General features: G+C 39.4%; 17 protein-coding genes and 1 riboswitch. Of the genes, 8 read left to right on the forward strand and 9 right to left on the reverse strand.

Going from position 1 to position 24867, the window contains the following annotated elements; translation table 11 throughout:
- Positions 1-129 precede the first annotated feature (129 nt).
- The 6 genes from prsT (BI291_RS07135) (at position 130) to BI291_RS07160 (ending at position 9962) form a co-directional block, all read left to right on the forward strand.
- A complete protein-coding gene (prsT, locus tag BI291_RS07135) occupies positions 130-2877 on the forward strand; it encodes an XrtA/PEP-CTERM system TPR-repeat protein PrsT (protein ID WP_074497698.1) in 2748 nt (915 codons plus the stop codon).
- 16 nt (positions 2878-2893) lie between these two features.
- Positions 2894-5644, forward strand: a complete 2751-nt coding sequence (gene prsT, locus BI291_RS07140) for an XrtA/PEP-CTERM system TPR-repeat protein PrsT (protein WP_074497701.1) — start codon at positions 2894-2896, stop codon at positions 5642-5644.
- Between the two features lie 205 nt (positions 5645-5849).
- A riboswitch (TPP riboswitch) is annotated at positions 5850-5954 on the forward strand.
- Between the two features lie 65 nt (positions 5955-6019).
- Positions 6020-8116: a TonB-dependent receptor gene (locus BI291_RS07145; protein WP_074497704.1), complete on the forward strand. Its 2097-nt coding sequence runs from the start codon at positions 6020-6022 to the stop codon at positions 8114-8116.
- Positions 8117-8143: 27 nt separating this feature from the next.
- The gene (locus BI291_RS07150) at positions 8144-8410 is read left to right on the forward strand and encodes a hypothetical protein (protein WP_074497706.1); all 267 of its coding nucleotides are present in this window, start codon (positions 8144-8146) and stop codon (positions 8408-8410) included.
- Positions 8410-9036 (forward strand): nicotinamide riboside transporter PnuC, encoded by a 627-nt coding sequence (gene pnuC / locus BI291_RS07155; RefSeq protein ID WP_074497708.1) that lies wholly within the window; start codon positions 8410-8412, stop codon positions 9034-9036. The genes BI291_RS07150 and pnuC overlap by 1 nt, the downstream gene beginning before the upstream one ends.
- A gap of 2 nt (positions 9037-9038) precedes the next feature.
- On the forward strand, positions 9039-9962 hold the full coding sequence (locus BI291_RS07160; protein WP_074497711.1) for a phosphotransferase: 924 nt from the start codon (positions 9039-9041) through the stop codon (positions 9960-9962).
- Here BI291_RS07160 and BI291_RS07165 read toward each other — a convergent pair.
- The 3 genes from BI291_RS07165 to BI291_RS07175 all read right to left on the reverse strand — a co-directional run bounded on the left by BI291_RS07165 (position 9942) and on the right by BI291_RS07175 (position 15375).
- Positions 9942-13016, reverse strand: a complete 3075-nt coding sequence (locus BI291_RS07165; protein WP_074497713.1) for an efflux RND transporter permease subunit — start codon at positions 13014-13016, stop codon at positions 9942-9944. The genes BI291_RS07160 and BI291_RS07165 overlap by 21 nt on opposite strands.
- Before the next feature lie 2 nt (positions 13017-13018).
- On the reverse strand, positions 13019-14167 hold the full coding sequence (locus BI291_RS07170; protein ID WP_074497716.1) for an efflux RND transporter periplasmic adaptor subunit: 1149 nt from the start codon (positions 14165-14167) through the stop codon (positions 13019-13021).
- A 137-nt stretch (positions 14168-14304) separates the two neighbouring features.
- On the reverse strand, positions 14305-15375 hold the full coding sequence (locus BI291_RS07175; protein ID WP_139302579.1) for a M28 family metallopeptidase: 1071 nt from the start codon (positions 15373-15375) through the stop codon (positions 14305-14307).
- Positions 15376-15560: 185 nt separating this feature from the next.
- Here BI291_RS07175 and BI291_RS07180 point away from each other — a divergent pair, with 185 nt between their 5' ends.
- Positions 15561-16121, forward strand: a complete 561-nt coding sequence (locus BI291_RS07180) for a glutathione peroxidase (protein WP_074497721.1) — start codon at positions 15561-15563, stop codon at positions 16119-16121.
- A 118-nt stretch (positions 16122-16239) separates the two neighbouring features.
- Entirely contained in the window at positions 16240-17292 is a 1053-nt protein-coding gene (locus tag BI291_RS07185; RefSeq protein ID WP_074497723.1) for an MltA domain-containing protein, read from the forward strand.
- 64 nt (positions 17293-17356) lie between these two features.
- Here BI291_RS07185 and BI291_RS07190 read toward each other — a convergent pair whose 3' ends face one another.
- The 6 genes from BI291_RS07190 to BI291_RS07215 all read right to left on the reverse strand — a co-directional run bounded on the left by BI291_RS07190 (position 17357) and on the right by BI291_RS07215 (position 24861).
- Positions 17357-19318: a nucleoside-diphosphate sugar epimerase/dehydratase gene (locus tag BI291_RS07190; protein ID WP_074497726.1), complete on the reverse strand. Its 1962-nt coding sequence runs from the start codon at positions 19316-19318 to the stop codon at positions 17357-17359.
- A gap of 106 nt (positions 19319-19424) precedes the next feature.
- Positions 19425-20603, reverse strand: coding sequence for a DegT/DnrJ/EryC1/StrS aminotransferase family protein (locus BI291_RS07195; RefSeq protein WP_074497728.1), 1179 nt, complete (start codon positions 20601-20603; stop codon positions 19425-19427).
- Between the two features lie 9 nt (positions 20604-20612).
- On the reverse strand, positions 20613-21242 hold the full coding sequence (locus BI291_RS07200; protein WP_074497731.1) for an acetyltransferase: 630 nt from the start codon (positions 21240-21242) through the stop codon (positions 20613-20615).
- The gene (locus BI291_RS07205) at positions 21235-21834 is read right to left on the reverse strand and encodes a sugar transferase (protein ID WP_074497733.1); all 600 of its coding nucleotides are present in this window, start codon (positions 21832-21834) and stop codon (positions 21235-21237) included. The genes BI291_RS07200 and BI291_RS07205 overlap by 8 nt, the downstream gene beginning before the upstream one ends.
- Complete coding sequence (locus BI291_RS07210) at positions 21827-23050, reverse strand: glycosyltransferase family 4 protein (RefSeq protein WP_074497736.1); 1224 nt, start codon at positions 23048-23050, stop codon at positions 21827-21829. Before BI291_RS07210 ends, BI291_RS07205 begins: the two co-directional genes overlap by 8 nt.
- Complete coding sequence (locus BI291_RS07215; RefSeq protein WP_074497738.1) at positions 23047-24861, reverse strand: heparinase II/III family protein; 1815 nt, start codon at positions 24859-24861, stop codon at positions 23047-23049. Before BI291_RS07215 ends, BI291_RS07210 begins: the two co-directional genes overlap by 4 nt.
- Positions 24862-24867 lie beyond the last annotated feature (6 nt).

Raw genomic sequence — 24867 nt, forward strand, 5'->3', positions numbered from 1 at the left:
AAAAAAGGTTTAGACTAGCAGTTTTACGGTAATTGCTATACAAATAGAGTAAATTATCAACAGGCTACCTTCGCTGTTAGACGCCAAGTACACAATATAAAAATAAATAGAACGAAAGAGGGAATTCTCATGTTAAATAAAAAAGCAGCAATATCATTAGCCGTTATGGTCGCACTGGCTGGCTGTGGTGAAACCCTTACTGTTGAAGATCATCTTGCGCAAGCAAAACAATATCAGTCGGAAAATAAATTAAAAGAAACTGAAATAGCGCTAAAAAATGCCATTCAATTAGACATGAAAAACCCACAAGCAAGGTTTAGCTTAGGTAAGCTTTACTTGTCGCAAGGTGAAAGTGCTGGCGCAATAAAAGAATTAGAAAAAGCACAATCTTTGAAATTTACCGGGCGAGATTTAGTGCCATCGTTAGCCAGAGCATACCTTATTGCTGATGATAACGAGGGTGTGATTGGCTTATCCGAAGCATCAACAGCACTTCCAGATGAACAGCAAGTTGAATATTTGTCATATAAAACTTTAGCGCTAATTAAAACACAACAGCCTGATTTAGCGAAACAAGCAGCAAAAGAAGCTGATAAACGTTTACCTGCTAACCCTTATGCCATCTTAGCTAATGCGTATGTAGCAATGTTAGATGAAGAGCTCGATAGAGCCTCTGCATTAGTGAATAAAAGTTTAAATTTAACAGCTGACATTCCAGAAGCGGTGATGTTGCAAGGGCAAATTGCGATAGCAAAAGCTGATTATGAAACCGCTGCTCAACATTTTGAACAATATTTAGCATTGCAACCACAATCAAAATTAGTTTACTTATTACTCGCCGACACGTTAGTGAAAACCGATAGATACCTAGAAGCAGAAAGGTATGCAGATTTAATTTTATCGGCAATGTCTCAACAGCCTGTAGCCAACTATGTTAAATCGCTAGTTCGCTTTGCTGAAAAAGATTATGAAGAAGCTTTAAAATATGCTGAGGTTGGCCTCAATAGCCAATATATGAAGCCTCATTTACGCTTAGTTGCTGGCGCAAGTGCTTTTTATTTAGCAAAATATGAACAGGCCAACTTACATTTAGGGGCTATTGTTCATCAGTTAATTCCTGAGCATTCGGCCCGTAAAATGTACGCGGTTAGCCAGTTTCATTTAGGTGCTATTGAAAATATTACTGATTCTTTACAGGGCTATACACCTGTTTCTGAAAAAGATCAGGAATTCTTATCCTCGCTTAGTTTTAGCTTATTTAGTATGGGGGCAAAAGAAGAAGCTAAAATTATTGCTCAACGAGTAGCTGATTCTGAACTTTCTTCTGCTAAGTCGTCTGGCCGTAAAGGGTTGTTAAAACTATTGATGGACGATTTCTCAGGTGTTGATGATTTAAAAACCGCCCTTGAGAAAAACCCGGATTTAATTGGCGCTGAATTAGCACTGGCTTACGTTGCTTTAGATCGTGAAAACTATGAAGAAGCCGCCGATATTGCAAGGCAATGGCAAGAAAAAAATCCTGAAAAAGCTGATGGCTATAACATGTTAGCAGCTGTTCATATACGCCAAAATGAATTTGAACAAGCACATGATATGTTGAAAAAAAGCTTAGACGTTGTGCCAAATAATGCATTCGCATTAACTGAAATAACGTCAGTGTTAATGAAGCTTGATAAAAAAGCCGACGCAGAAAAAATCGCGCAACAAGCTATTCAAGAACACCCAAATAACCTGAAAGCTTTACATAACAATTATGCATTAAAACGAAATGCAGAAGCGTTAGCCGCAATAAAAATGGCATTTGAAGCCGCTGAAAATAAAAATACTTATGCCCCGTTATACATGCAAGCGTTGCTTGATGCCGACGACATACAAGCCCTTTTAAACGTTGCAGATAAGCTAACGCTTGATTTTAAAACACCGAAAAAAGTGTGGCAGTTACAAATTTTTGCATATCACAAGTTGAAAAAAGGCGCGAAAATAAAAGCAACCCTAGATAAGTGGATAACGGCAAACCCTTATCATGTTGAACCGGTGTTTTTATTAGCTGATTATTATGTGAAAGCAAAAGATGCTGGTCGCGCATTAACGGTTATCAATAATGCATTAGCTGGCCCTCACGAAAATAATACGAATGTTCAATTAGTTAAAATGCAATTGTTACTCGATAATCGTGATGCAGCACTGGCTAAAAGGTTGTTGAATGAGATGGATACTGACGCATTAAATGAAAACTTGCTTGCCGGCATTCACGGACGTATTGCACTGCTTGACAATAAATTACCTGAGGCGGTAAAAGGGTTAACAAAGTACTATAAAGGTTATCCAAGTAGTCAAAATGCGGTATTACTTGCAATTGCTCGAAGTCGCTCTGGTGATCAAGAAAAGGCGATAGCTGGGCTAGAAAAACACTTAGAAACTCATGAAAATGATTTACCCGCACGTAATCTGCTTGCCAATTATTATGTGAAACAAAGCAGTTCAAAAGCTATTGCTCAATATGAGCAGTTAGTGAGTAAGCAACCTTTAAACGTCGTCGCGTTAAATAATTTGGCGTGGTTGTCATTAGAAAATAACCAACTAGATAAAGCGGAAACTTATGCGAAGAAAGCATATGAACTCGCACCCAATGTGCCTAATATTGCCGACACATATGCAAAAGTATTGTGGGCATCTGGTGATAAGCGTGAAGCGCTAAATAAATCGAAAGAAGCTTATGATTTATCTAAAGGACAAGACGTAGACATTTCGTTAAATTACGTTGAACACTTACTTGAAAATAGCCGTAAGAATGAAGCGAAATCTGTACTATTAAAAGTAAAACCAGTAACAGAAGCACAAAAAACGAAAACCACTGAGTTGTTAAATAAAATCTAGTATTGAAGGAACGATCATGAATAATAATAAAAAATTAACCCTTTCTATTGCGGTAGCAGTTGCACTAGGTTTATCAGCATGCGGTGATAAATCTTCGCAAGAATACATCCAGATGGGTGAAAAATCGATTGAGAACGCAAATACTGCTGAGGCTATTGTACAATTTAAAAACGCGGTAAGGGTCGAGCCTAAAAGTGTTGCGGCCAGAACGCACTTAGGCCTAGCCTACGTTAAACAAGGTGCATACGCTAATGCTGAAAAGGAATTAGAAAGAGCACTCGAACTTGGGGCAAGTGATGACAGTGTGGTGGTGAACTTAGCACTTGCCAGAGGTAAGCTAGAAGATCATACCGGGTTGCAATTACTTATCGACAATAACAGCAACATGAGTGATGAAACCTATCAAGGGGTGCTTTATTATGCGGGCACTGCGGCTTTAGATGAAAACGATTTAGCGACTGGCCAAGACTTACTAGGCCAAGCAATCTCTATTGCACCAGAAAGTCGTTTTGGTCAGCTATCAAAGGCGTACTTATCTTATGTAGAAAAATCATATGCTGAAAGTGAACAAATCACCAAAGCATTATTAGAAAAGTCGCCAAAAGATGCGGAAGCACTGGTTATATTAGGTCATACTTACTTTGCCCAAAAGAACTTCTCAGACGCTAATGATACTTTTGCAAAACACGTAAAAATGGTTCCAGAAGATTATCCCGTTTTACTTTTTCAAATTAACTCATTATTACACGCTGAAAAATTTACCGAAGCTGAGCCGCTATTAGATAAAGTGATGTCACGTTTCAAAAGTTTATCGTTGGCACATCAATATAAATCGCAAATCGAATATCATAAGCAAAACTATCGTGATGCTTTATTTCATGCTGAAGAGGCGAACAAAGGTAGTTTAGAATTTGCAGTGGCGCGTATGATTGCTGGGGTGAGCGCTTATCAATTAAATGAAATTGAACAGTCATATGCCAACTTAAAAATGGTAGAAGATGCATTGCCGTTAACACATCCCGTACAAAAATTATTAGCAATTGTACGTGTGAAGTTAGGATATACCGATGAAGCGGCCGAAACCTTTAATTTAATGGAAGGTTTAACGGAGGCTGATGTCGCTTTTTTACAAGAAACAAGTGCCGCTCTGGTTGATTCTAATGATTTTAATACCGCTAAAGATTTATTAGAAAAAGCACAACAACTAGATCCTGAAAATGCGAATGTGGCAGCACAGAAAGGGGCAATGTTGTTATCTCAGCAAGATGTTTCAGGGTTAAGCTCTTTAGAGCAAGCTTTGAGCATAGATCCATCATTAGCCGATGTTGAATTTTCATTAGCTTTACAATATTTACGTTTTGATCAAGTTGAAAAAGCACAATCAATTGCAACGGAATGGATCGCAAGTACCGATAAAAAATCAACAGGTCATTTACTGCAAGGTATTATTAATACTAAAAAAGGCGCTACTAATGACGCTAAAGAAGACTTCGAAACAGTATTAACGTTAGAACCAGAGAATATTTCCGCGTTATACAACCTTGCAAGGTTAAATGAAAAAGACGATGTTGCTAAAGCAAAAACGTTATACGAAAAGTTAATCGTATTGTCTCCTAGTCACTTAGGAGGGCTGAACCGATATAGTTTATTGCAACAAGGGCAAAACAACTCTGCTGAATCGATCACTTTTTTAGAAAGGCTAATAACAGAAGAAAAAGACAACATTAATTTAATGTTAGGATTAGCGCAAAATTATCGCCTTAATAATGATTTACCAAAAGCCATTGAAACGTTAACGAATATTGAAAACAGAGATGATTTACCCGATGCTTATTGGATCATATTAGGTGATAGTTATCTTCAAAATAAGAACTTATCTGCTGCGAAAGCTACGTTTTCTAAAGCAATTGAACAGTTTCCAAAGAACTTTATCTTGCATTTACGCTATATAGGCGTCTTAGAAATAGAGCAATCGTTTGATCTTGCCTTACAAGCGGCAGAAGATGCTTATCAAGTGTTTCCTGGCAATACAAGAATAGAAATGTTGATTGCTTATTATGAGGCACGTAACAAAAATGAACGAGGCAGTAAAAAATATTTAACTAAATTAGCCGATAAAGGTGTTGAACACCCGTTTATTAATGCCATTGCCGGGCAAGTAGCAGTACTTGAGAAAGATTATGAAGCGGCGGTGGAACACTTTTCTGAAGCCTATTCGTTAGAAAATAGTGCGCAAAATGCAATCTATTTAGCGAGGGCGTTACGATTTACCGGTAAACAGAAAGAAGCGGAAACCGTGCTTGAAAAACATTTAGCAACAGAGCCAAATGTGAAAATGCGCATGTTATTAGCGAGTTTATATACTGAAAACAGCGCTGATAAGAAAATCGATCAATATGAATTAGCTTTGCAAGAATCACCAGATAATTTAATTATCTTAAATAATCTGGCGTGGGCCCATTATACGCAAAATAATCTAGCTAAAGCGAAGCAATATATTTCAAAAGCGTATGACGTTAAGTCTGATTACTTACCCGTTTTGGAAACGTATGGCGTTATATTACATGCGTTACAAGATGAGAAAAGCGAAGACATTTTGAAGCAAGCGGTAAATGCTGGCAGCACTGATGTTAAAACTCAATTAGCTTATGCTGAAGTGTTAATTCGCAAGGGTGATCACGATAAAGCTAAATTAGTTTTAGATAATATCGCCGTGAAAAATGCAGATGTTCAACGTGATATTTCTAAGTTACGTAGTCAAATGTAGTTACACATAAGGTGCACAGGATTATATCGTGTGCACCTTAGCGTTTTGTTACCACCGCCAGCCCGATTCTACTTCCCTACTGATAATAAAAAAACACCACCTTTTTTAGTAGAGTAAAATCAGTTGATTACAGCGTTATATAACTTTACCTATGTCGAAGTGACTATTTAATACTGTACTTTTTGTTATAACTTGTTAGTATCGCCGCCAAGCCAAGGGGTGCAATGCTTTTACGAGCATTTGCTGAGAGAATTTACCCTTATTACCTGATGCGGATAATGCCGATGTAGGGATGGTTAATTGAATGACCTTTATGCACTCTGCTGTATATTTCATCTCAATTGCTTCCTCCTTTCCGGCTAAGTCGAGAGTTGAATGAAGTTATCACAAATATCACTTGCTATTACCTCCTTATTTTTTGCCCATAGTGTTATTGCTAGTGAGCAAAAAATTGAAAATCAATTGTCAGAAAACCAAGTTTCAGATGTTGAAGTGTTGACAGTTCATGGGGACTACCGAGCGAGAAATTTACAGAAAACGCCCGCTTCGTTATCTATTTTATCAACACAAGACATCAGTAATCGTCATGCACAAAACCTAGAAGATATTATTGGTGCCGTAGCGAATGTTAATTTTGCGAGTGGCTCTCAACGAGCACGTTATTATCAAATTCGTGGTATTGGTGAACGAAGTCAATTTAAAGAGCCGATAAACCAGTCAGTAGGTGTGTTGGTTGATGATATTGATTTAGCAGGTATTGCCAGTATTTCATCTACCTTTGATATGGAACAAGTAGAGTTTTTCCGTGGCCCACAAGGGACAAGATTTGGTGCAAACGCGCTTGCAGGTCTAATTTATATGACATCTAACGCGCCGAGCGACGATTTTGAAGGTGCGGTACGCGCAAGTATCGGTAACTATGGTACATACGGTACATCTTTAATGTTATCAGGCCCGGCTTCAGATTCGGTTAATTATCGATTTGTGGCTGAAAAGAATATCAGTGATGGATACATGGAGAATCAATATTTAGGTGTTGATGACACAAATAACCGTGATGAATTGACCTTACGAGGTAAGTTAGCGATTACTGCAACAGATAACTTACAAGTTGACTTAACTGTACTGTATGCAGATTTTGACAATGGCTATGATGCGTTTTCATTGGATAATAATCGTACCACGTTGTCTGATGAACCAGGTTTTGATCAACAAAAAACACGCGCAGTGAGCAGTAAGTTTACATACAGTGGTTTTGATAACATGGATATGTTAACGATTGTCACTCATGCAAATTCTGATTTAGCATATGGATTTGACGAAGATTGGAGCTATGCTGATATTCATCCTGGGTCATATGTATCTAAGGATTATTACTTCCGTGAACGAGAAAACACCACCGCCGAAATACGTTTTGTATCAAAAGACAGTGCAAAGCTATTCGGTCATTCAGATTGGGTGTTTGGTTTATACGTAAAAAATGATCAAGAAGCATTAACCCGAGAATACACTTACTTAACTGGTGATTTTACCTCAAGCTTCGACGCTGATAACTATGCCGTATACGGACAATTAGACAGTCAATTAAACGATAAGTGGTCACTTACCTCTGGTTTACGCTTTGAACAGCGTAAAACACAATATCATAATAGTGACAATGTTGCTTTTTCTCCAAGTGATTCAGTGTTAGGTGGTAAGTTAGTACTTGCTTATCAAATTGATTCAAGGTCTATGACTTATGCATCCATTAATCGTGGTTTTAAAGCAGGTAGTGTGAATAGCGATGGCAGCTTGTCAGAACATTTGCGTAGTTTTGAACCAGAATTTTTATGGAATTACGAACTTGGCTATAAAACGTCATTTTTAAATGACAAAGCTTTTGTGCGTACTGCAGTCTTTTATATGGATCGCGATGATATACAGATCAGCAGCTATCACCTAGATGAACGCAGCGACGGTAGCGCAGAGTTTATCAGTTATTGGACGAATGCAGCCAGCGGCAAAAACTACGGTGTAGAAGCAGAGTTCTCGTGGGATGTATTAGATACCGTGAATATTTATGGTAGTGCGGGTTTACTAGAAACTGAATATCAAGGCTTTTCATATGAAGATGGCAGCATTGAAACAGGTCGAGAACAAGCGCATGCGCCAAATTATCAGTTTAGCTTCGGCGTTAATTATTATCCTAGTGAACAATGGCATGTCAATGTGAGCGTTGATGGCAAAGACAGTTTCTATTTTTCTGATAGCCATGATCAAAAATCACAGAATGTTGCGTTATTGCATGGTGCAATTCGTTATGTACAGCCAAATTGGCAAGCAAAACTATGGGTGCGTAATGTATTCGATAAAACCTACGAAACACGTGGCTTTTATTTTGGAAATGATCCACGTGACGGTTATACGCCAAAAGCATATTATCAACTCGGTGAACCCGCGGTATTTGGTGTAACCTTAGATTACCAATTTTAAACACGATAACCTATAGAAGGAGACTTTATGGATATTTCAATTGAAATTAGTCTTTATCCATTAGCACAAGAAAAGTTTAAACCTGAAATATGGGCTTTTATTCATAAATTAAGAGCTGTTGATGGTTTAAAGGTTGTAACCAATGGTATGAGCACTCAGGTCTTTGGTGAGTACGATTTAGCCGTACAAACGGTAATGGCTGAAATTAAACATGTGCATGAAACGGTAGACGCTGCAGTATTTGTTTGTAAATTTATTGGCGGCGATCGTTCACAAGTGGAAGCAGAAAGCTAATGCAAGCCATTGTTGAGTATTACACTACCTTACCTTTTTGGGAATTAATTGCCGTATTTACCGCGTTATTGTACGTGGTACTTGCGGCTAAAGAAAATATTTGGTGCTGGCCAGCTGCATTAATAAGTACCGTAATTTACACCGTAATATTTTATGATGTGTACTTATGGATGGACGGCCTATTACAAGTGTATTACTTTGCGATGGCCATTTACGGTTGGTATTGTTGGAATAACGTGGTGGGTAAGAAAGCGCTGGCCATTCAACAATGGCCAATGAGTTGGCATGCAAAAGCGATTGTGCTGTTAAGTGCGTTATCTTTATTGGTTGGCTGGGTGATGGCAAACTATACACCCACGCATTTTCCGTATATTGACGCGGCTACCACGGTGTTTGCGGTATTTTCGACCTACTTGGTGGCAAAAAAAGTATTAGAAAATTGGATTTATTGGATTGCGATTGATGCGGTATCCATTTATTTATATATCGAAAAACAATTAACGCCAACAGCGGTACTTTTTGTATTGTATGTCTTCATGGCTATTTATGGTTACATTCAATGGTCTAAGCGTATGAATATGAATGATAACGCTCTTGAGCGTGACTCTATACCTTCTTCACGTTAACGATGAAGAATGTTGATATCGATAAAAAGGAAGTGCTCGCTGATATTAAACAGTTAAGCTGTTTTGCCTCGCTTTCATGCGATATTGACTTTCTCGACCAAGGTTTAAGCAGTAATAACGTAAAAGTAACTACCTTTGATCCTCAGCAACAAGTAACTGCTCAATACTTTGTAAAATGGTTTAGCGGTGCAGAGCAAGCAGCTAGAGGTGAAGTTGCAATTGCCAGACTTGCAATGCAATATGGCCTTGCACCTATGGTGATCTATTCATCTGAAGAGTACCTTGTCACTGACTTTGTTCAAGGGGAAACCCTGCAAAGCATATTATTAAAGCAACCATCACAGTTATCATCAGCAGTAGAGCAAACGGTTTCCTTGGTAGCTCAGTTGCATCAATTGCCTGCTAGTAACATGGTAGAGCCTTTTGATATCTTGGCACTATTATCCTCATTAAAAGCTGATTGTCATTTTAACTCTGCACATTTAAATGATGTTAATCATGTTATAGCGCAACTACCTGCTATTGAACGTAGCATTACGCCGGTGATTTGCCATGGAGATGCTAACTTTAGCAATGTATTAGTCGATGATACTTACAGACATTGGTTGATTGATTTCGAGTGTAGTATTTTTACCGATGCTGAGTTTGATATTGCTATGTGCATTGCGATCAACCAATTAAATGACAACGCGGTTTCTACAATGCTACAAACATATCAGCAATGCTCGGGTAAAAGATTGTCTTCACAGCTTGTTAATACATACATCCCTTATTGTGCATTAATCAACGCGCTTTGGTTTATTGCAAAAGCAAAAAAGTCGCCACAAAAGGCGACTTTTTTGAAACATGCTGAACAGCAATTAACCCAGGTTGAAGCTTATACAACACCGTGTTTATTAAAGCGGTTATTTACTCACAGCACCTAGCTCTGGTGCTAATTGAGTTTCACTTGCTTTACCCATTTGTAATAAGCTTGGCAAGAATATAAGCGTGAAGACGGTGCTTACACACATTCCACCAACAATAACCGCAGCTATACCTCGATAAAGTTCTGCACCAGCGCCGGGGATCATCAGCAATGGTAACATGCCACATATACTCGTGAGTGTGCTCATTAATATTGGTCGTAAACGTAATCTAACGGCTTGTTGAACAGCATCATGTCGAGACAATCCTTCTCCTTCACCTATACGTGTTTGATAGACTAATAAAATCGCGTTGTTTACTACGAGGCCAAGTAAGATAACAAAGCCAATCATGGTTAATAAATCTAATGGCTGAAAGATAAATAGATTGGTTATTTGTAATAATGCAATGCCACCAACCGTGGCAAGAGGGATGGTCAGTACTACTAATAAGCTGTCTTTAAACGATCTGAACAGCGCTGACATCAATAAGTATAGAATTGCCAGTGCCAACAAAAAGCTTTGACTCATGCTTGACAGCGCTTCGGTAAGAGCTTCTGCTGAACCTCGATAGCTAACGGCGCCATCTTGCGACAGTTGCGCCATAATTGCAGGTTCAGCATTCGTTTTTATCATCGCGATAGCTTCTTCCAAGCTAATGTTATCTGGCGGCGTTACTTGTAAAGTAATAGTACGTCTGCGATCAACACGGCGAATAGAACTTGGCCCTGCGGTTCTTACTATTTCGACTAATTCGCCTACAGGCTGAATACCTGCTTCTGGCGTGTATAGTGGAATGCCCGCGAGTTCTTCAGGAGAATCCCAGTCAGTAGAACGCAGAAAAACATCAAGACGCTTTTGACCATTAAAGTAATCACCCACATACATACCAGTGCCTAATGCTCGTGAAATAGAAGCAACTTGCTGACGTGTCCAACCCGCTTCAGCTACTCTTCGTTCATTGGGTAGCATACGAAGTTCGGGCTCTGCTAATGACAAGCCTGGTGTTGGTTGTATCTGAGCGCCGGGAAGTGCTTGACTCACGGCACCAAAACCAACACGAGCAGCGTTGAGTAGTTCGTCTACTTCATTGCCTTGAATATCAATATCAATACGGCGCCCCCCGCCTAGGTTGCCAAATAACTCTTCTTGAGAAGCAAAAGCAATAGTATCTGGAAAACCAGCAAGTACTTCGCCATTGATGATATTAATGATGTCTTTAATGCTATCAGATTCAGCAGCACGCCCACCCATAAAGCCAAAGTTACCAAAAAATCCAAGCCATGAATGTTCAATTTTAGGTGTTTTTTCACCGGTCAAATAAGGCATTAAGCGGCGGTTGATTTCATCGCTCATTTCTTCACGAGCCGCAGCATAACTTTGCCCAGGTGGTGGTAGTAAAAAGGCATTGAAAGAGTTTTGATTACCTTTAGGTAAGTAATCCACTTTCGGGAAAAGTAAGTAGCTGCCAGCAAATGAAAATAACATTAAACCAAACACCCACGCATAGCGCTTTTTGGGGGTTGAAGTAATGTTCATGATCGTTTGGGTAATGTCTTGCCACCATCGCTCATGGGGGTCGTCAGAATTTACTTCTTTTAGAAGTCGGCGTGCGGCGGTGGGTAATACCGTTACGGCAATTAAGAGTGACGCTACTATGGCCACAGCAATAGTAATAGCGAGATCTGCGAACAGTTGGCCGGACACTTCTTCTAAAAAAACGATAGGTAAGAAAATCGCCACAGTCGTTGCCGTTGACGACATTAACGCTCCCCACACTTGGGTGGTGCCTTTAAAAGACGCTTGGTGCGCATCTTCCCCTTTTTCACGCAGTCGTACGATATTTTCCAGTACGACTATTGCGGCGTCAAGTACCATACCAACAGCAAACGCCAAACCTGCCATTGAAATAATGTTTAATGTGCGACCTGCACTATACATGACCACAAGAGTAACAATTAACGAGATAGGAATAGCAATAGCAACAATTAATGTTGCTCTGAACTTACGTAAGAACCACCACAACACGATAACAGCTAAGAAAATACCGAGTAATAAATTGTTCTTTACCAAACTCATTGAGCGGCCAATGTAGATGGTTTCATCATACATTTGGATTAATTCTAAATTTGCTCGCTTTAATGGCCCTTCGTTAAGTTCTTTCATGGCAGCTTGCAAGCCATCCATGACCTGAATAACATTTACGCCTTGCTCAACTTGCGCATTCATGGCAATAGCAGGTTCACCGTCAAGTGTGAGAATACCGGTGCGATCTGATAGCGTTAATGCCACATCAGCAACATCTTTTAATAAGATAGGCTGGCCATCGCGCCAATCTAATACCATATTTTGTAGTTGTTCTACACCGTACTTACCTGAAAAGCGTAATGTGTATTTACGGCGGCCAATATCATTAAAACCGCCTGATGTATCACTGTTGTTTGTTAGTGTTGAGGCAATCTCTGGAATGTTAAGTCCTAAATTCGCCGCTTTATAGGGATCAAAAGTGATGCGTAACTCTGTTGGCAAGCCGCCAAAGGCATTCGTTTGAGAAATACCTTCTACGCGTTCTAAACGTGTTTGTATGATTTCTTCAACATAATCTTGGTACGAGACAATATCACGGGTATTACCATCGGTAGGTTTTACCGCAAACCAAGCAATCGCTTCGAAAGTACTTGCGCCACCTACAGCAATCGTAGGCTCATTAGCATCTGGCGGATAAAAGGGCACTTGATTAAGCGCATTCATGACATCAATTAACGCACGCTCTAAGTTGATACCCGTTTTGTAACGTAGGGTAATACTACCTTGGCTTTGATTGGAGCTTGATTCAAGCAACTCTAGCCCTTGTAAGCCTTTTAATACGTCTTCTTGGCGCTCAATGATCTCAGCTTCTATTTCTTCTGGCGCAGCTGCTCGCCAGCTGGTAGAAATAACAATCTGTGGCTGACTAATTTCTGGTGTTAATTGTATTGGTAATTTAAATAAACTGATGGCGCCAAATAAAGCTATCAGTAACACAGCTACAACAACAGCTGTTGGGTTTCTAAGTGAAGCAGAGGTTAATGTCATGACTATTTCTCCGCAACGGCTGTGCCTGAAACAAGTGCATGATTATTATCTTTAATGTTAACGGCTTGGCCTGGCTGTAAACGTTCAGCGCCACGAATGATCACTAAATCACCTGCTTTAACATCGCCAATGACCTCTAATAATTCGTTTTGACTGATACCAATAGTGACAGGTACTTGTCGAGCCGTGTTATTATCATCAACAATAAAAATAGAGGTTTGATTGCGTCTTAATATTAATGCATCTCGTGGTACGGCAAGAGTTTCTTTGCTGTCGCCTGTTGCAACAGCGGCCTTTATATCTAGTCCTATTGGCCAATCTAAATGGGTCATATCTAAACGAACTTCCATCAAGTGTGAGCGAGAGTCGGCAACAGGAATGAGTGATTTGATAGGTGCTTGGCCTTCACCTAACGGAGATTTTACTGCCAGAGCACTGCTTTGTTTTAAAAAACGATACGCGGTTAAGGGAGCAAATAACGAGGCTTCAACATTAGCGGTTTCAACGAGTTGTATAATGGCATTACCATTATTAACAAACTCACCTTGGTTGCTTAAGCGTTTGGCAACAATGCCATCGAAGGGGGCACGTAATTTTGTATAGGCAAGGTCTTGTTCGATTTGCGATAACCGGGCTTTTGCTGCCGCTAAACGGGCTTTAGCTTGGCTGAAACTCGCGTTGGTTTCTTCTAAAGATTGTTGTGCAATTAATTTTTGTTTTACAAGAGACTCTTTTCGCGTGCTTTCTGACTGTTGAAACTCAAGCGTTGCTTTTGCATCTTCTACGTTTGCTTTAGCTTCTTGTCGCTGTAGCTTTAAGGGCTTGTCGTCAAGTTGTGCAATGACATCACCTTGTTTTACTTCAGCACCTAAATCGGCAAGCTGTAATAATCTGCCTGATACATTGGCAGCAATATTAGAATTATTCCTACTTACCACAGAGCCTGACACCCAAGCCACAGGGGATAATGTTGTGCTTTTTACTTCTGTTACGTTGACATTGGCAGCGCGTCCCTGAAAAGCTTGAGATGAAGAAGAAAGAAAAATTAATGGTAGTAAAAGCCCACCAGTGAGTACTTTAGAAAAGTGAAAAAAATTCATTGTTAATGACAACTCATTCGTTATTGTTAGCACGATGATGGTGGCTAACATCGTTAAAATTATGTCCCTATCGATGAAATTCGTTCAAATGTTCGTTTTGCTAATAATTTCATCTTACCGTGCGATGCCAAATATGTTGGTTATTAAACGTATTTGGCATGTTAAAAACTCATGGTTTAGCACGCAATTTATCGCGTTAAGTATAGCTCAGGTTTACTGAGAACTTCAGTTAAAACCGTAACATTTTGTGATAATTGTCGCGCGAGTCTACCTGGAAACAAGCGGTTGATAGTATCAAGCTGGTCAAATTTCGTGTGCCACATTTTACCCCATTGTTTTTCATCTTCTCGCTGACAGGCGGTTTTAGTTGATTGTTCAAAACAATCCCAGGTTTCGCTATGTGTGGTTTGCGAATAACCATCAAAGCCGTCTTCACCGTTTATCGTAAAATTTGTTGATTCAACGTAGGCGATTGGAATACCAGCACAAGCAAAAGGGGCATGATCTGACCATTCGCCTGTTACGCCTTCAGGGTAGCCAGGGTAAGCAGGATGAATTGTATACTTATGCTGATTTCCTAGTTTCTTTTCTGAAGCTGTTAACAATGCATCTCGAATGATGGTTTCACTATTAAAGGTTATATCATCGGTAGCGCATTTATAAGGTGAGGTATGCGCACTGTGCACATAAGTAATATCACCTCCTGCAATGGTGTCAAAATTGATCATTCCGATCACTTGTGACCGTTCTTCAGGTTGCTGTGTTAATTGTTTCACATAATGCTTTGAACCTTTTAAGCCATTTTCTTCTGCACCAAAGGCAATAAAACGAATATTAATGCTTGGTTGAGTATTCAGTTGTGCAATATTTTTAGCAATCGCTAACATAGCAGCTACACCCGCGCCGTTATCAATCGCACCTAATGAGCCTTTATTTGCCGCAGTAGAGTCGTAATGCGCAGCTAATATAATAGTTTTTTTAGCGTCAGGTGCGCTATCAACAATGATATTGGCTGAATCTTGCAATAAGCCAAAGGTGAAGGTTTGTTTTATGGGGTGATACCCCATGGAGCGGAAAGTATTAACAATAAAGTCAGCGGTTTTTTTCTCTTCGGCAGTGCCTGCTTCTCTTGCCCCTATGCCTTTAGTGCCAGATATTAGTTCAAGATATTGATAGACTTCACTTTTATTTTCGTTATTTGCAATGGCCGATAGCGATACCGTTATTAGTGCAGCGGCTAACAAGTGTTTAGATCCCACAATAATTTTCCATAAATGATTGAAGATAATATGATTGTACTTGATCTTTTAGTAAAAAAGCATCGTAATTTAGATAAATCTTATTGTGTGGCTAATACTTATTTTTTCCTTTGTTAGCGGTGTGCTACTGTGCAATGTTAAAAAATGGTTTGGCAAGTTAATGTTTGTTGGAATGGAGTTGTGTGATGAAAAATTTAGTTCTGGTGTTTTTACTATGTATTGGGGTAAATGCTAATGCGACAGAAGCCAAGGTAGAAGCGGCTAGTTGTCCTGATTACCTTAAAACGACTAAACAAAAATTACATTCCTCGAAATCAGTTAATCTTTGTGAGTTAACCCAAGGCAAGCCTGTGCTTATCGTGAATACGGCGAGTAATTGTGGTTACACCCCCCACTTTAAGAAGCTTGAAGCAATTCATCAAAAGTATCAAAAACAAGGGTTGGTTGTGATTGGTTTTCCTTCTGACGATTTTTTCCAAGAAGAAGATGACGAAAAAGACACTGCTAAAGTTTGTTATATTAATTATGGTGTTACCTTTACTATGTTATCGACAAGTCCGGTAAGAGGTAGTGATGCTAATGATGTATTCCAATATTTAACTGAAAAATCAACATCGCCAAAGTGGAATTTTTATAAGTATCTTGTAGATGCTAACGGAAAAACAGTGAAAGCGTTTAGTCCGAAAGTAGCGCCCGATAGTAAAGAGTTTATTACTGCGCTTGAAGCAACGTTATCTGCAGAGTAATGTTATAAGGATTAACCACCGACAATGTTCGTGATTATAGAACATTGTCGATTACCGTCATGACATTCCGTTTTAATAAGTGAAAGTAACATTGAAGTATCTTTTCATCTTGCTATGTATGTCTCTATCAGCGCATGCACAATTTATATTAGACAAGCAACCAAAGCTTTCCGGAGAGTTCTCTGTATCTGCTAATGCGCTGTGCCAAGTTGCTACGAATACTTTAACGTATATGAAGCAGCAGCCAAATGATGCATTCGCTGTTCACGCGGGTAATCATGTTTTACCGCAAGCGAATTTATCACGAGTTAAAGAGACGTTAGCGTTCGTTTGCCAGCTAAAAAATAAGCCTCTTAATGCTCAGTTTTTAAAGCATCATTTTGACTTTTACCAATGGATCCCAGATAAAAAAACCGCAGATCTTTTAGCGAATAAAAGTACAAATTCGGTTAAAAAACGGTTGTTAACGAATATTCCTAAAGATCAAATTTTGTTGACTAAGTATTATACGAAACTGCTTGATGCCAGCGAAAGCGCTACAGAGGTTTATGACCAAGCGTTATATGCTTTACCTTATGACGAGCAAGGCCTAACGGAAGAACAAGCACAAGAAAAGCACGGTGAATTGACGCGCTTTGCTTATACACGACAAGACATTATTGCTGGCGTTTTACGTGAGAAAAAGCTAGCGAAGCCACTCGTATGGCTAACAGAGGAAGCATTACATGATGTGTTGTTACAAGGCACTGGCGTAGTAGATGTTGACGGTCAACGTCGTTACTTTAATGTGCACCGAAACAATGGCATTAGCTATGATTATACCTTAGGTAAACGAGAACAAGCACGTTACTGGTATTTTGCTGAAGTACCGAGTGTTTTGGGTTATGGCACCACAATTAAGAATAAAATTGTTATCGATAAAAATGTTGCTTTTGCTGGAAACGTTAAGCAGTTAGGTTTAGGGAAACTCTTTTTAATTCAAGTGGCTAATGATGACACACAACAGCTGCAACTCGGTGTTTTAGCCGATCAGGGTGGTGCCTTTGATGATAACTTATTCCAACTGGATTGGTTAAAAGGTAGTTATTATGGTTGGCAAGACTATTACCAAGAAAATAAAGTTTATGCTGATTATGCTCACGCCTGGATTTTACTTAAAAAACAAGAGTGATGATTTACTGCTTTTGCCATATCAAGATTGACTTAACCACAATTAGGGCAAATTCTGTTGATGATTATATTGCCACTGAATGCTGCTTAGTCTTTGTAGCTAATGGCTCAGATGCGGTATTATTTTGGTGGTTAAACATGGGGCTATTTGAGTTTCCTTCGAGTTGCTCTGCTTTTAGTTCAGGGGTGTAATCTAACGGTGCAGCAAGTAAAATTTCACGAAGTTTAGCGGTATCTTCAGCGCGCATTGCATCATTAATATCATTTAATATTCGATTAACATCTGGCCAACAAATTGAACGCTCATTTGCTGTTAAAATACGTTGATGCTGTGTGGGTTTAGCATGATCATCAATGAGCAATTCTTCATAAAGTTTTTCGCCGGGTCTTAAACCACTATATTGGATGGGGATATCGCCGTGAGGATTTTGCTCATCTTGAATAGTTAAGCCCATTAAATGAGTGATGTTATACGCTAAATCAACAATTTTTACTGGCTCACCCATATCTAATACAAAAACATCACCACCGGCACCCATAGCACCTGCTTGGATCACTAACTGAGCAGCTTCTGGTATGGTCATAAAATAACGAATAATGTCAGGGTGGGTAATAGTAATTGGACCGCCCGCACGTATTTGTTTTTTAAATAAAGGCACTACTGAGCCCGATGAGCCTAATACATTGCCAAAACGTACCATGACAAACCGAGTATTATGATCTCGTGGCGCGAGAGATTGCAAAATTAACTCTGCTAATCGCTTTGTCGCTCCCATGACATTGGTTGGTCTAACAGCTTTATCTGTTGATATTAAAACGAAGGTTTCAACGTCGCAGTAAATTGCCGCTTGCGCGATTTCATAAGTGCCTAATACATTATTTGAAATACCAGCCATAACATTATGCTCAACTAATGGCACATGCTTATATGCGGCGGCATGATAAATAGTTTGTACTTTTTCACTGTGAAAAATGCTGCTCATTAACATGCCATTTTGTACATTTCCAATAAGAGGAATTAATGGGATATCACTGCTTATCTCTTGTAAATAGACAGTGAGTTCTTGGTTTATCTCGTATAAAAAGGCTTCGCTGACATCAAGTAGAATTAATTTTTTGGGTTGTTGGTGGATTATTTGTCTACAGAGTTCTTTACCGATTGAGCCACCAGCACCAGAGACCATTACCACTTTATTGCAAATATTGGCGCTAAGTAATTCAGGGATAGGCTCTACTGGCTCTCTGCCCAATAATTCAGTAATGGATACTTCACGAAGTTGATCTATTTTTCGTTTACCAGAAACAATATCAGCCATTGCTGGAATCGCTAGCAGTTCTAAGGCGTGAGGCTCAATCGCACCAACAATTTCTTGCATGCGCGCTTGTCCAACATTAGACACAGCAATTAATACTTTAAATTGTCCGTATTGTTTTATTAGTTTTTCAATATGGTTTAATGAGAAAATGTTTAACCCAACTACTTCTCTACCATGGTAGCGGCTTTTTTCGTCGATAAAAGCAACCGGTTGATACTGATGACCAGCTAATAGTGTATTTGCTAGTTGCCGGCCAGTACTGCCTGCGCCGTATATAACTACGGCTTCACGTTCATCAAACAATTTGTGATTGGTGATCACGCCTATAATGGCTCTAGCACCGGCGATAAACATGGCAGCAAGTACAAAGAATACAATGGGCACAGAGCGCGGTACAAAGGCGTCATAAAACAACCCTGATAAATAAAAAAGTAGGGTTGAAATGCCAAGAATACCAATCACTTTTAGCGTTGAACGAGCGTTAAAATAACGCACCACAGAACGATAAACACCCATGAAATAAAAGGCTAACATGGTGCCAATGCCCACTTGAATGAATACCGCCCATTCTGGCCAATCGAAGGAAATATTAGACGCGCCTAATCGTAATAAATAGGCAAGAAAAAACGCTACGCCTAAAGCGGTTATATCATAAGTAAGCGCAAGTAAAAGCTTTGCTGAACTTGGAATTAAATCTATTTTTCTTATCATCGGGTTAAACCCTGTGTGTATACAAACTTAAATTAACACTTTGATGCCATCTTACTGTGTTCCATCAATAAACATGTTAACTTTTTGTTATATTAACAGGATATTTTCAACTGTCTGCAATTTTGTTGCAAATTTGTTCAATAACCTGACAAGTTTTATTTATCTCTTCAGCGGTTAATGTTGGATGCACTAAAAACATTAAGCTAGTGGCACCAAGTTGCTGGGCATTTTTTAACGGTTGCTTGGGTTTGTATGATTTATTATCAAATGCTTTCTCTAAATATACCTCAGAGCAACTGCCTGAAAAACACGGTATACCTTGCTCATTTATCGCGTCAATTATCTGATCACGTGACCATGGTTTCGGTAATAAATCAGGCTTTACAAACACATAACATTTATAAAAAGCGTGCTCAATATCTTGGGGGATTTCGGGTACATGTAAAAATGAAAATTGCCGACAAGTAGAAAGAATTTTCAGGGCATATTGTGTTCTTAAGCGATGCCACTCTGGCATTTTCGTTAATTGTAGCCTGCCAATAGCGGATTGCATTTCAGTTAAACGCCAGTTTGTGCCAAAAGACTCATGTAACCAACGATACCCAGGAGGGTGTGATTTTTCGTACACCGCAGCATAAGATTTACCATGATCTTTAAATGCCCAAGCAGTTCGCCATAGTTTTTCATTATTGGTGGTTAGCATACCGCCTTCGCCACCTGTGGTCATGATTTTGTCTTGGCAAAAAGACCAAGCGCCAACATCACCAATACTGCCAACACTTTTACCTTTATATTTAGTGCCGTGTGCTTGTGCGCAATCTTCTATTACATAAAGCTGATGCTTTTTAGCCAATGACATAATGGAATCCATATCACATGGCCACCCAGCTAAATGCACGCAGATGATCGCTTTTGTTCGCTGAGATAACACAGCTTGAATAGTGCTAGCTGTAATGTTTTGCGAATCTAGATCTATATCGGCAAATACAGGTGTTGCGCCAGCGTTAATAATACAACTTACAGATGCAATAAAGGTTCTTGAGGTAACGATCACCTCATCACCTTGACCAATGTCTAAACTACGAAGAGCTAAGTCAATCGCGAGCGTTCCATTTGCCACAGCCACTGCGTATTTACTGTCAGAAAATTGTGCAAATTCTTTTTCAAACAGCCGACCTTCGTTACCTGTCCAGTAGTTCACCTTATTAGATAATAAGACTTTTGAGACGGCATCGGCTTCTTCTTGGCTGAAACTTGGCCACGGTGACATAGTGGTATTTAACACATGACTTCCTTAATCAATATCTTTAATGCGTTTAGCCGGTACACCAACATAAAGGCCATTTGCTGTGGTGGATTGAGTGACGGCAGCGCCTGCGCCAACTTGTGTATTTTCGGCTATCTCAATGTTTTGTACTGAACAGCTGCCGACGCCAAACCAACTGGCTTTAGCCACACTTACTATGCCGGCTAAGTGAACGCCAGGGGATATATGCACTGCATCTGCTAGAAGGCAGTCATGATCAATGGTTGCCGCAGTATTGATAATACAAGCATTACCTATTTGGCTACCTGGGTTGATTACCGCATTTGCAAAGATAACATTACCGGCACCTAAACTAACATGCTTACTTATCACGGCGCTTGGATGAATGATATTGGGTAATCTGGCGCTCGAACTTGATAACGCACGATACATTGCAAGACGTGCTTTATTATTACCAATGGCTAAAGCAAAATCATATTCATCTTGATAGCACTTCCATTGTGATGACTTATCAATGATAGGCCAATTAAGGTTTGAGCCTCTTTCTGGAAAGGTGTCATCTAAAAAAGCAATGTCAGAGTATTGACTACTTGCTTCAGCGCAATCAGCAATAACTTTACCGTGGCCACCGGCACCAATAATTAATAATTTACTCATGTTGACTCCCCTTGAATTTACTCATGGTGGCTTGTCCTTCGGCATTTATATCAGCTTTAGAAAAAACCTTCTTTACTGTTAATAATAAGATTTTTATATCTAACCCTAATGATTGATGATCAACGTACCAAACATCAAGTGAAAATTTCTCTTCCCAACTAATAGCATTTCGACCATTAACTTGTGCCCAACCTGTGATGCCCGGTTTTACAAGGTGTCTCCGTGCCTGTTCAGGAGAATAAAGCGGTAAATATTCAACTAAAAGCGGCCTCGGGCCAACCAAACTCATGTGACCAACAAACACATTCCACAAACCTGGTAGTTCATCTAAGCTACTTGCGCGCAGCTTTTTACCAAAGGTTGTTAAACGTGCATCGTCAGATAATACATTGCCATCTGTATCAGTTATATCGCGCATAGATCTAAATTTAAGCATATTAAACACTTTGCCATTTAGTCCAGGTCTTGGTTGTTTGAATAACACGGGTTTACCCAAGTTTTTCGATACTTTCCATGCAATGTAACCGATTAGCGGCGATAAAAGTATGAGTGCGAACCCTGAGAGTAGAATGTCTAATAGGCGTTTAATCATGTGTTTTAAATACCTTTTCAATATAGTCGACAAATTGCGTTGATAATATATCACGCGCGTATTTCTCCATTGCCAACTGTTTCGCGTTTCTTGACATTGCTTTGCACTGTTCTGGATTATTGACTAATTGTAAAATGGCTTGTGAAAAGGCATTGCTGTTCTCAGGGGGAACTGCAATACCACATTGCTTTGTGGTAATTTCTTTAGCTAACCACCCCGGATAGTTATTGATCACAGGTAACCCAGCGGCGATATAATCAAAAAACTTATTTGGCGATGTACCATCGTAGAATGCTGGAATATTAGCAAGAACTTGTAGCCCTACGTTAGCGCGTACAAATAACTTTGCGAGTGTTTCTTTTTCTACAGGGTCAATAAATATCACATTAGTTAGTTTCTTATAGTGCGCCTGAGCGATCAGATCTGATTTGAGCTTTCCTTGACCTATAAGTATAAATTTAACTTTTTTTGTCTTTTCTTGTAACTCTTCAGCAACATTTATCACCGCGGATAACCCATTTGCTTGACCATGAGTACCAGAAAATACCGCGACAAAATCATCATCAGCAATACCTTCGGGTTGCCAAGATTCTGTAGGTGAAAATATATTCAGGTCACAGCCATTAGGTATAAGTGCAACAGTGTGGCTCTTATTTGGTAAGTGACGTTTAATACCGTTGACAATACCAGGAGATAAACCTATATGGCCGTGCGCTGAGCGATAAGCCAGCCATTCTAGGCATGACATTGCAGATAAAATAAGGGGGTTTTTAATAACACCCATAGCTTTAGGTAGTTCTGGCCATAAGTCCCTTACTTCAAATATAAATGTTTTGCGCTTTAACCACCGAGCGACCAATCCTGGAATTGCGGCGGTAAGTGGAGTTGAAGTCGCTATAACGAGATCATAGTCCTGCTTCATTACCATTTTTATAGATTGATAGGCAAATTTTAGAAAAGTAATGCTTCGTTGCATGAAAGATTGTGCGTTAGCGTAATTCAATTCAAATTCAATGACATGGATGTTGTTAACTGAACCGCTGCGTTGCCCGCTAACAAAAGAGCTATGTAAACCTGTATTGCCACCGCTATACGAACCACAAATCATGGTAACTTGGTGGCCATTAGCGATAAGTGCTTTTGCCATTTCAAAGGAACGAATGCCTGTTGCCCCTTTAGGTGTGGAAAAATGTTGGTGTAAATACAGAATTTTCATTCAACTTTGCTTACTGTCGTTGTTATTATCCCAGGCTCAACAATGGTTAATTCCAAGATGTTAATTGGGTCTTTTTTCAGATAGTAGCGTGACTGCCAGCCATCAACAAGCGCAAGTTGCTCAATGTTAACATTACTGCTAAAACGCACGATGAAATGTTTATTTTGTAAGGTATTACCTGTGAGCTGCCAATTGTCATTTGGTATATGCCAGCGTAAAGTCGCTTGCTTTTTAAAGCCTTTAAGGCGATCTTCAATCGTAATGCATGTGTTGCTTATGACTAATTTTCTATGATGAAAATGCCCTTTTTTATTTTGATAGCTGGCGTTAAGCTCATTGCTTTTATATATTCTCGTGTTTGCCTTAATCCATTGCGTATATAGAAAGCGTGAAAGTTTTGGCATTTGCTCATCATTATCAAAACTAACAGTGTTTTGTGCTTTGACGCTAGGAAAATAATCTTGCCATTTAGGCTCGCAGTTGTAACTGTAACTGCCAGAACCAATGAAAATATTGTATTGTTTATGCCATAGATCAATGTGTAATGCATCACATTGAGAGGGTCTAAATTTCGCAGTTGGTGTTCTAATAAAAATACACCATTCATCGTTATGCAATAAATGGTAATCACTGCATAATATTGCCGGAGCGACTCTCGCTGCAGGCTTGTCACTGTGTTGAGCGGGGAAAAGCCTTGCTAACTGATTAAAGGTACCGTCAATGCTGTAACATGTTTGTGCAAAAAAAAGCTGAAATGCCCATTGTACGGATGGACGAAAATCCAAATAATCGCATGAAGTAACAGTGAGAAGTTGAGCACCGTCGTTAAGCCCTAATATGGGGGTTTTGCCTGTTTTTTGGCAAGTTGTTGCTTGTAACCATAATGTGGCTAATTGCAATTTCTTATAACAGTTTTTACTAAAAGTAGGAAGCTGATATTTTTGTCTGAAAAACTCTACAAGTGACAGGCTATCTAACATTAATCGATGGTAATTTGTTGAGTATTGACTAAAGCAGCCATCATCAGCTATTAATTTATCGCAACGATTTTCTATCGTTTTTACTGCTAATGCCAACCACTTTTTGAGCTGTTTTTTCTGACGAATATTTGCTTGCTGTAATAACATCGCGCTGCCAATAAAAAGTGCAGCACCTTCACTGGTTCCATGATTGTTATCTTGTGCTATTGCATAACTCATCGTAGGCGCGATTCGTTGTAAATGGGCAAATAGCATTTCTTTCAGGGCTGGAGCAAGGGTTAAGTCTTGTTGTAAAAGATGGGCACTTGCTGCTAAATGCATAAGTCTAATTGAAGCCTCTTGCCCACATTTCCAATGAACGCCTTGATTCGTTGGGTTTTGTTCTTGCCAATCAGCAATATGGTGGTTGATTCGGGCTAGATATTGTTGTTCATGCGTGTTGAGATAGTCGATGGATAAAGCAAATAACCAGTTAAAGCGGGACATTTCCCAAACCGCTTTAATATCACCCACATTTAAATCAAAATCGTTAAGTTTACTCCAGTGTACTTGATTGTTAGTAATTGTTTTATGGTTGGTGATTGATGATAACCAGTTGATGTCATTTGTTAAATCTATAGGTAGCCAACCAAATGCTTTGTTGTCAACTTTCTGCAATGATGGACAGACTGGCTCTCCTGATATGGGTGTAAAATATTGACCTGTTTGCGGGTGATTTTTTACCGGCATTATTTTATCAAAATAACCGCGTTTTACCTTGAAACGGTAAAGCGCTACCGCAAAAAGGTTAGCAATGCCAAGGCGTAAGTAGGTCACAAAAAGACTGGTCATGAGCTG

It is taken from the genome of Thalassotalea sp. PP2-459 (genome assembly GCF_001913705.1).
In the GTDB taxonomy this organism is placed as follows: Bacteria; Pseudomonadota; Gammaproteobacteria; order Enterobacterales; family Alteromonadaceae; genus Thalassotalea_C; species Thalassotalea_C hakodatensis.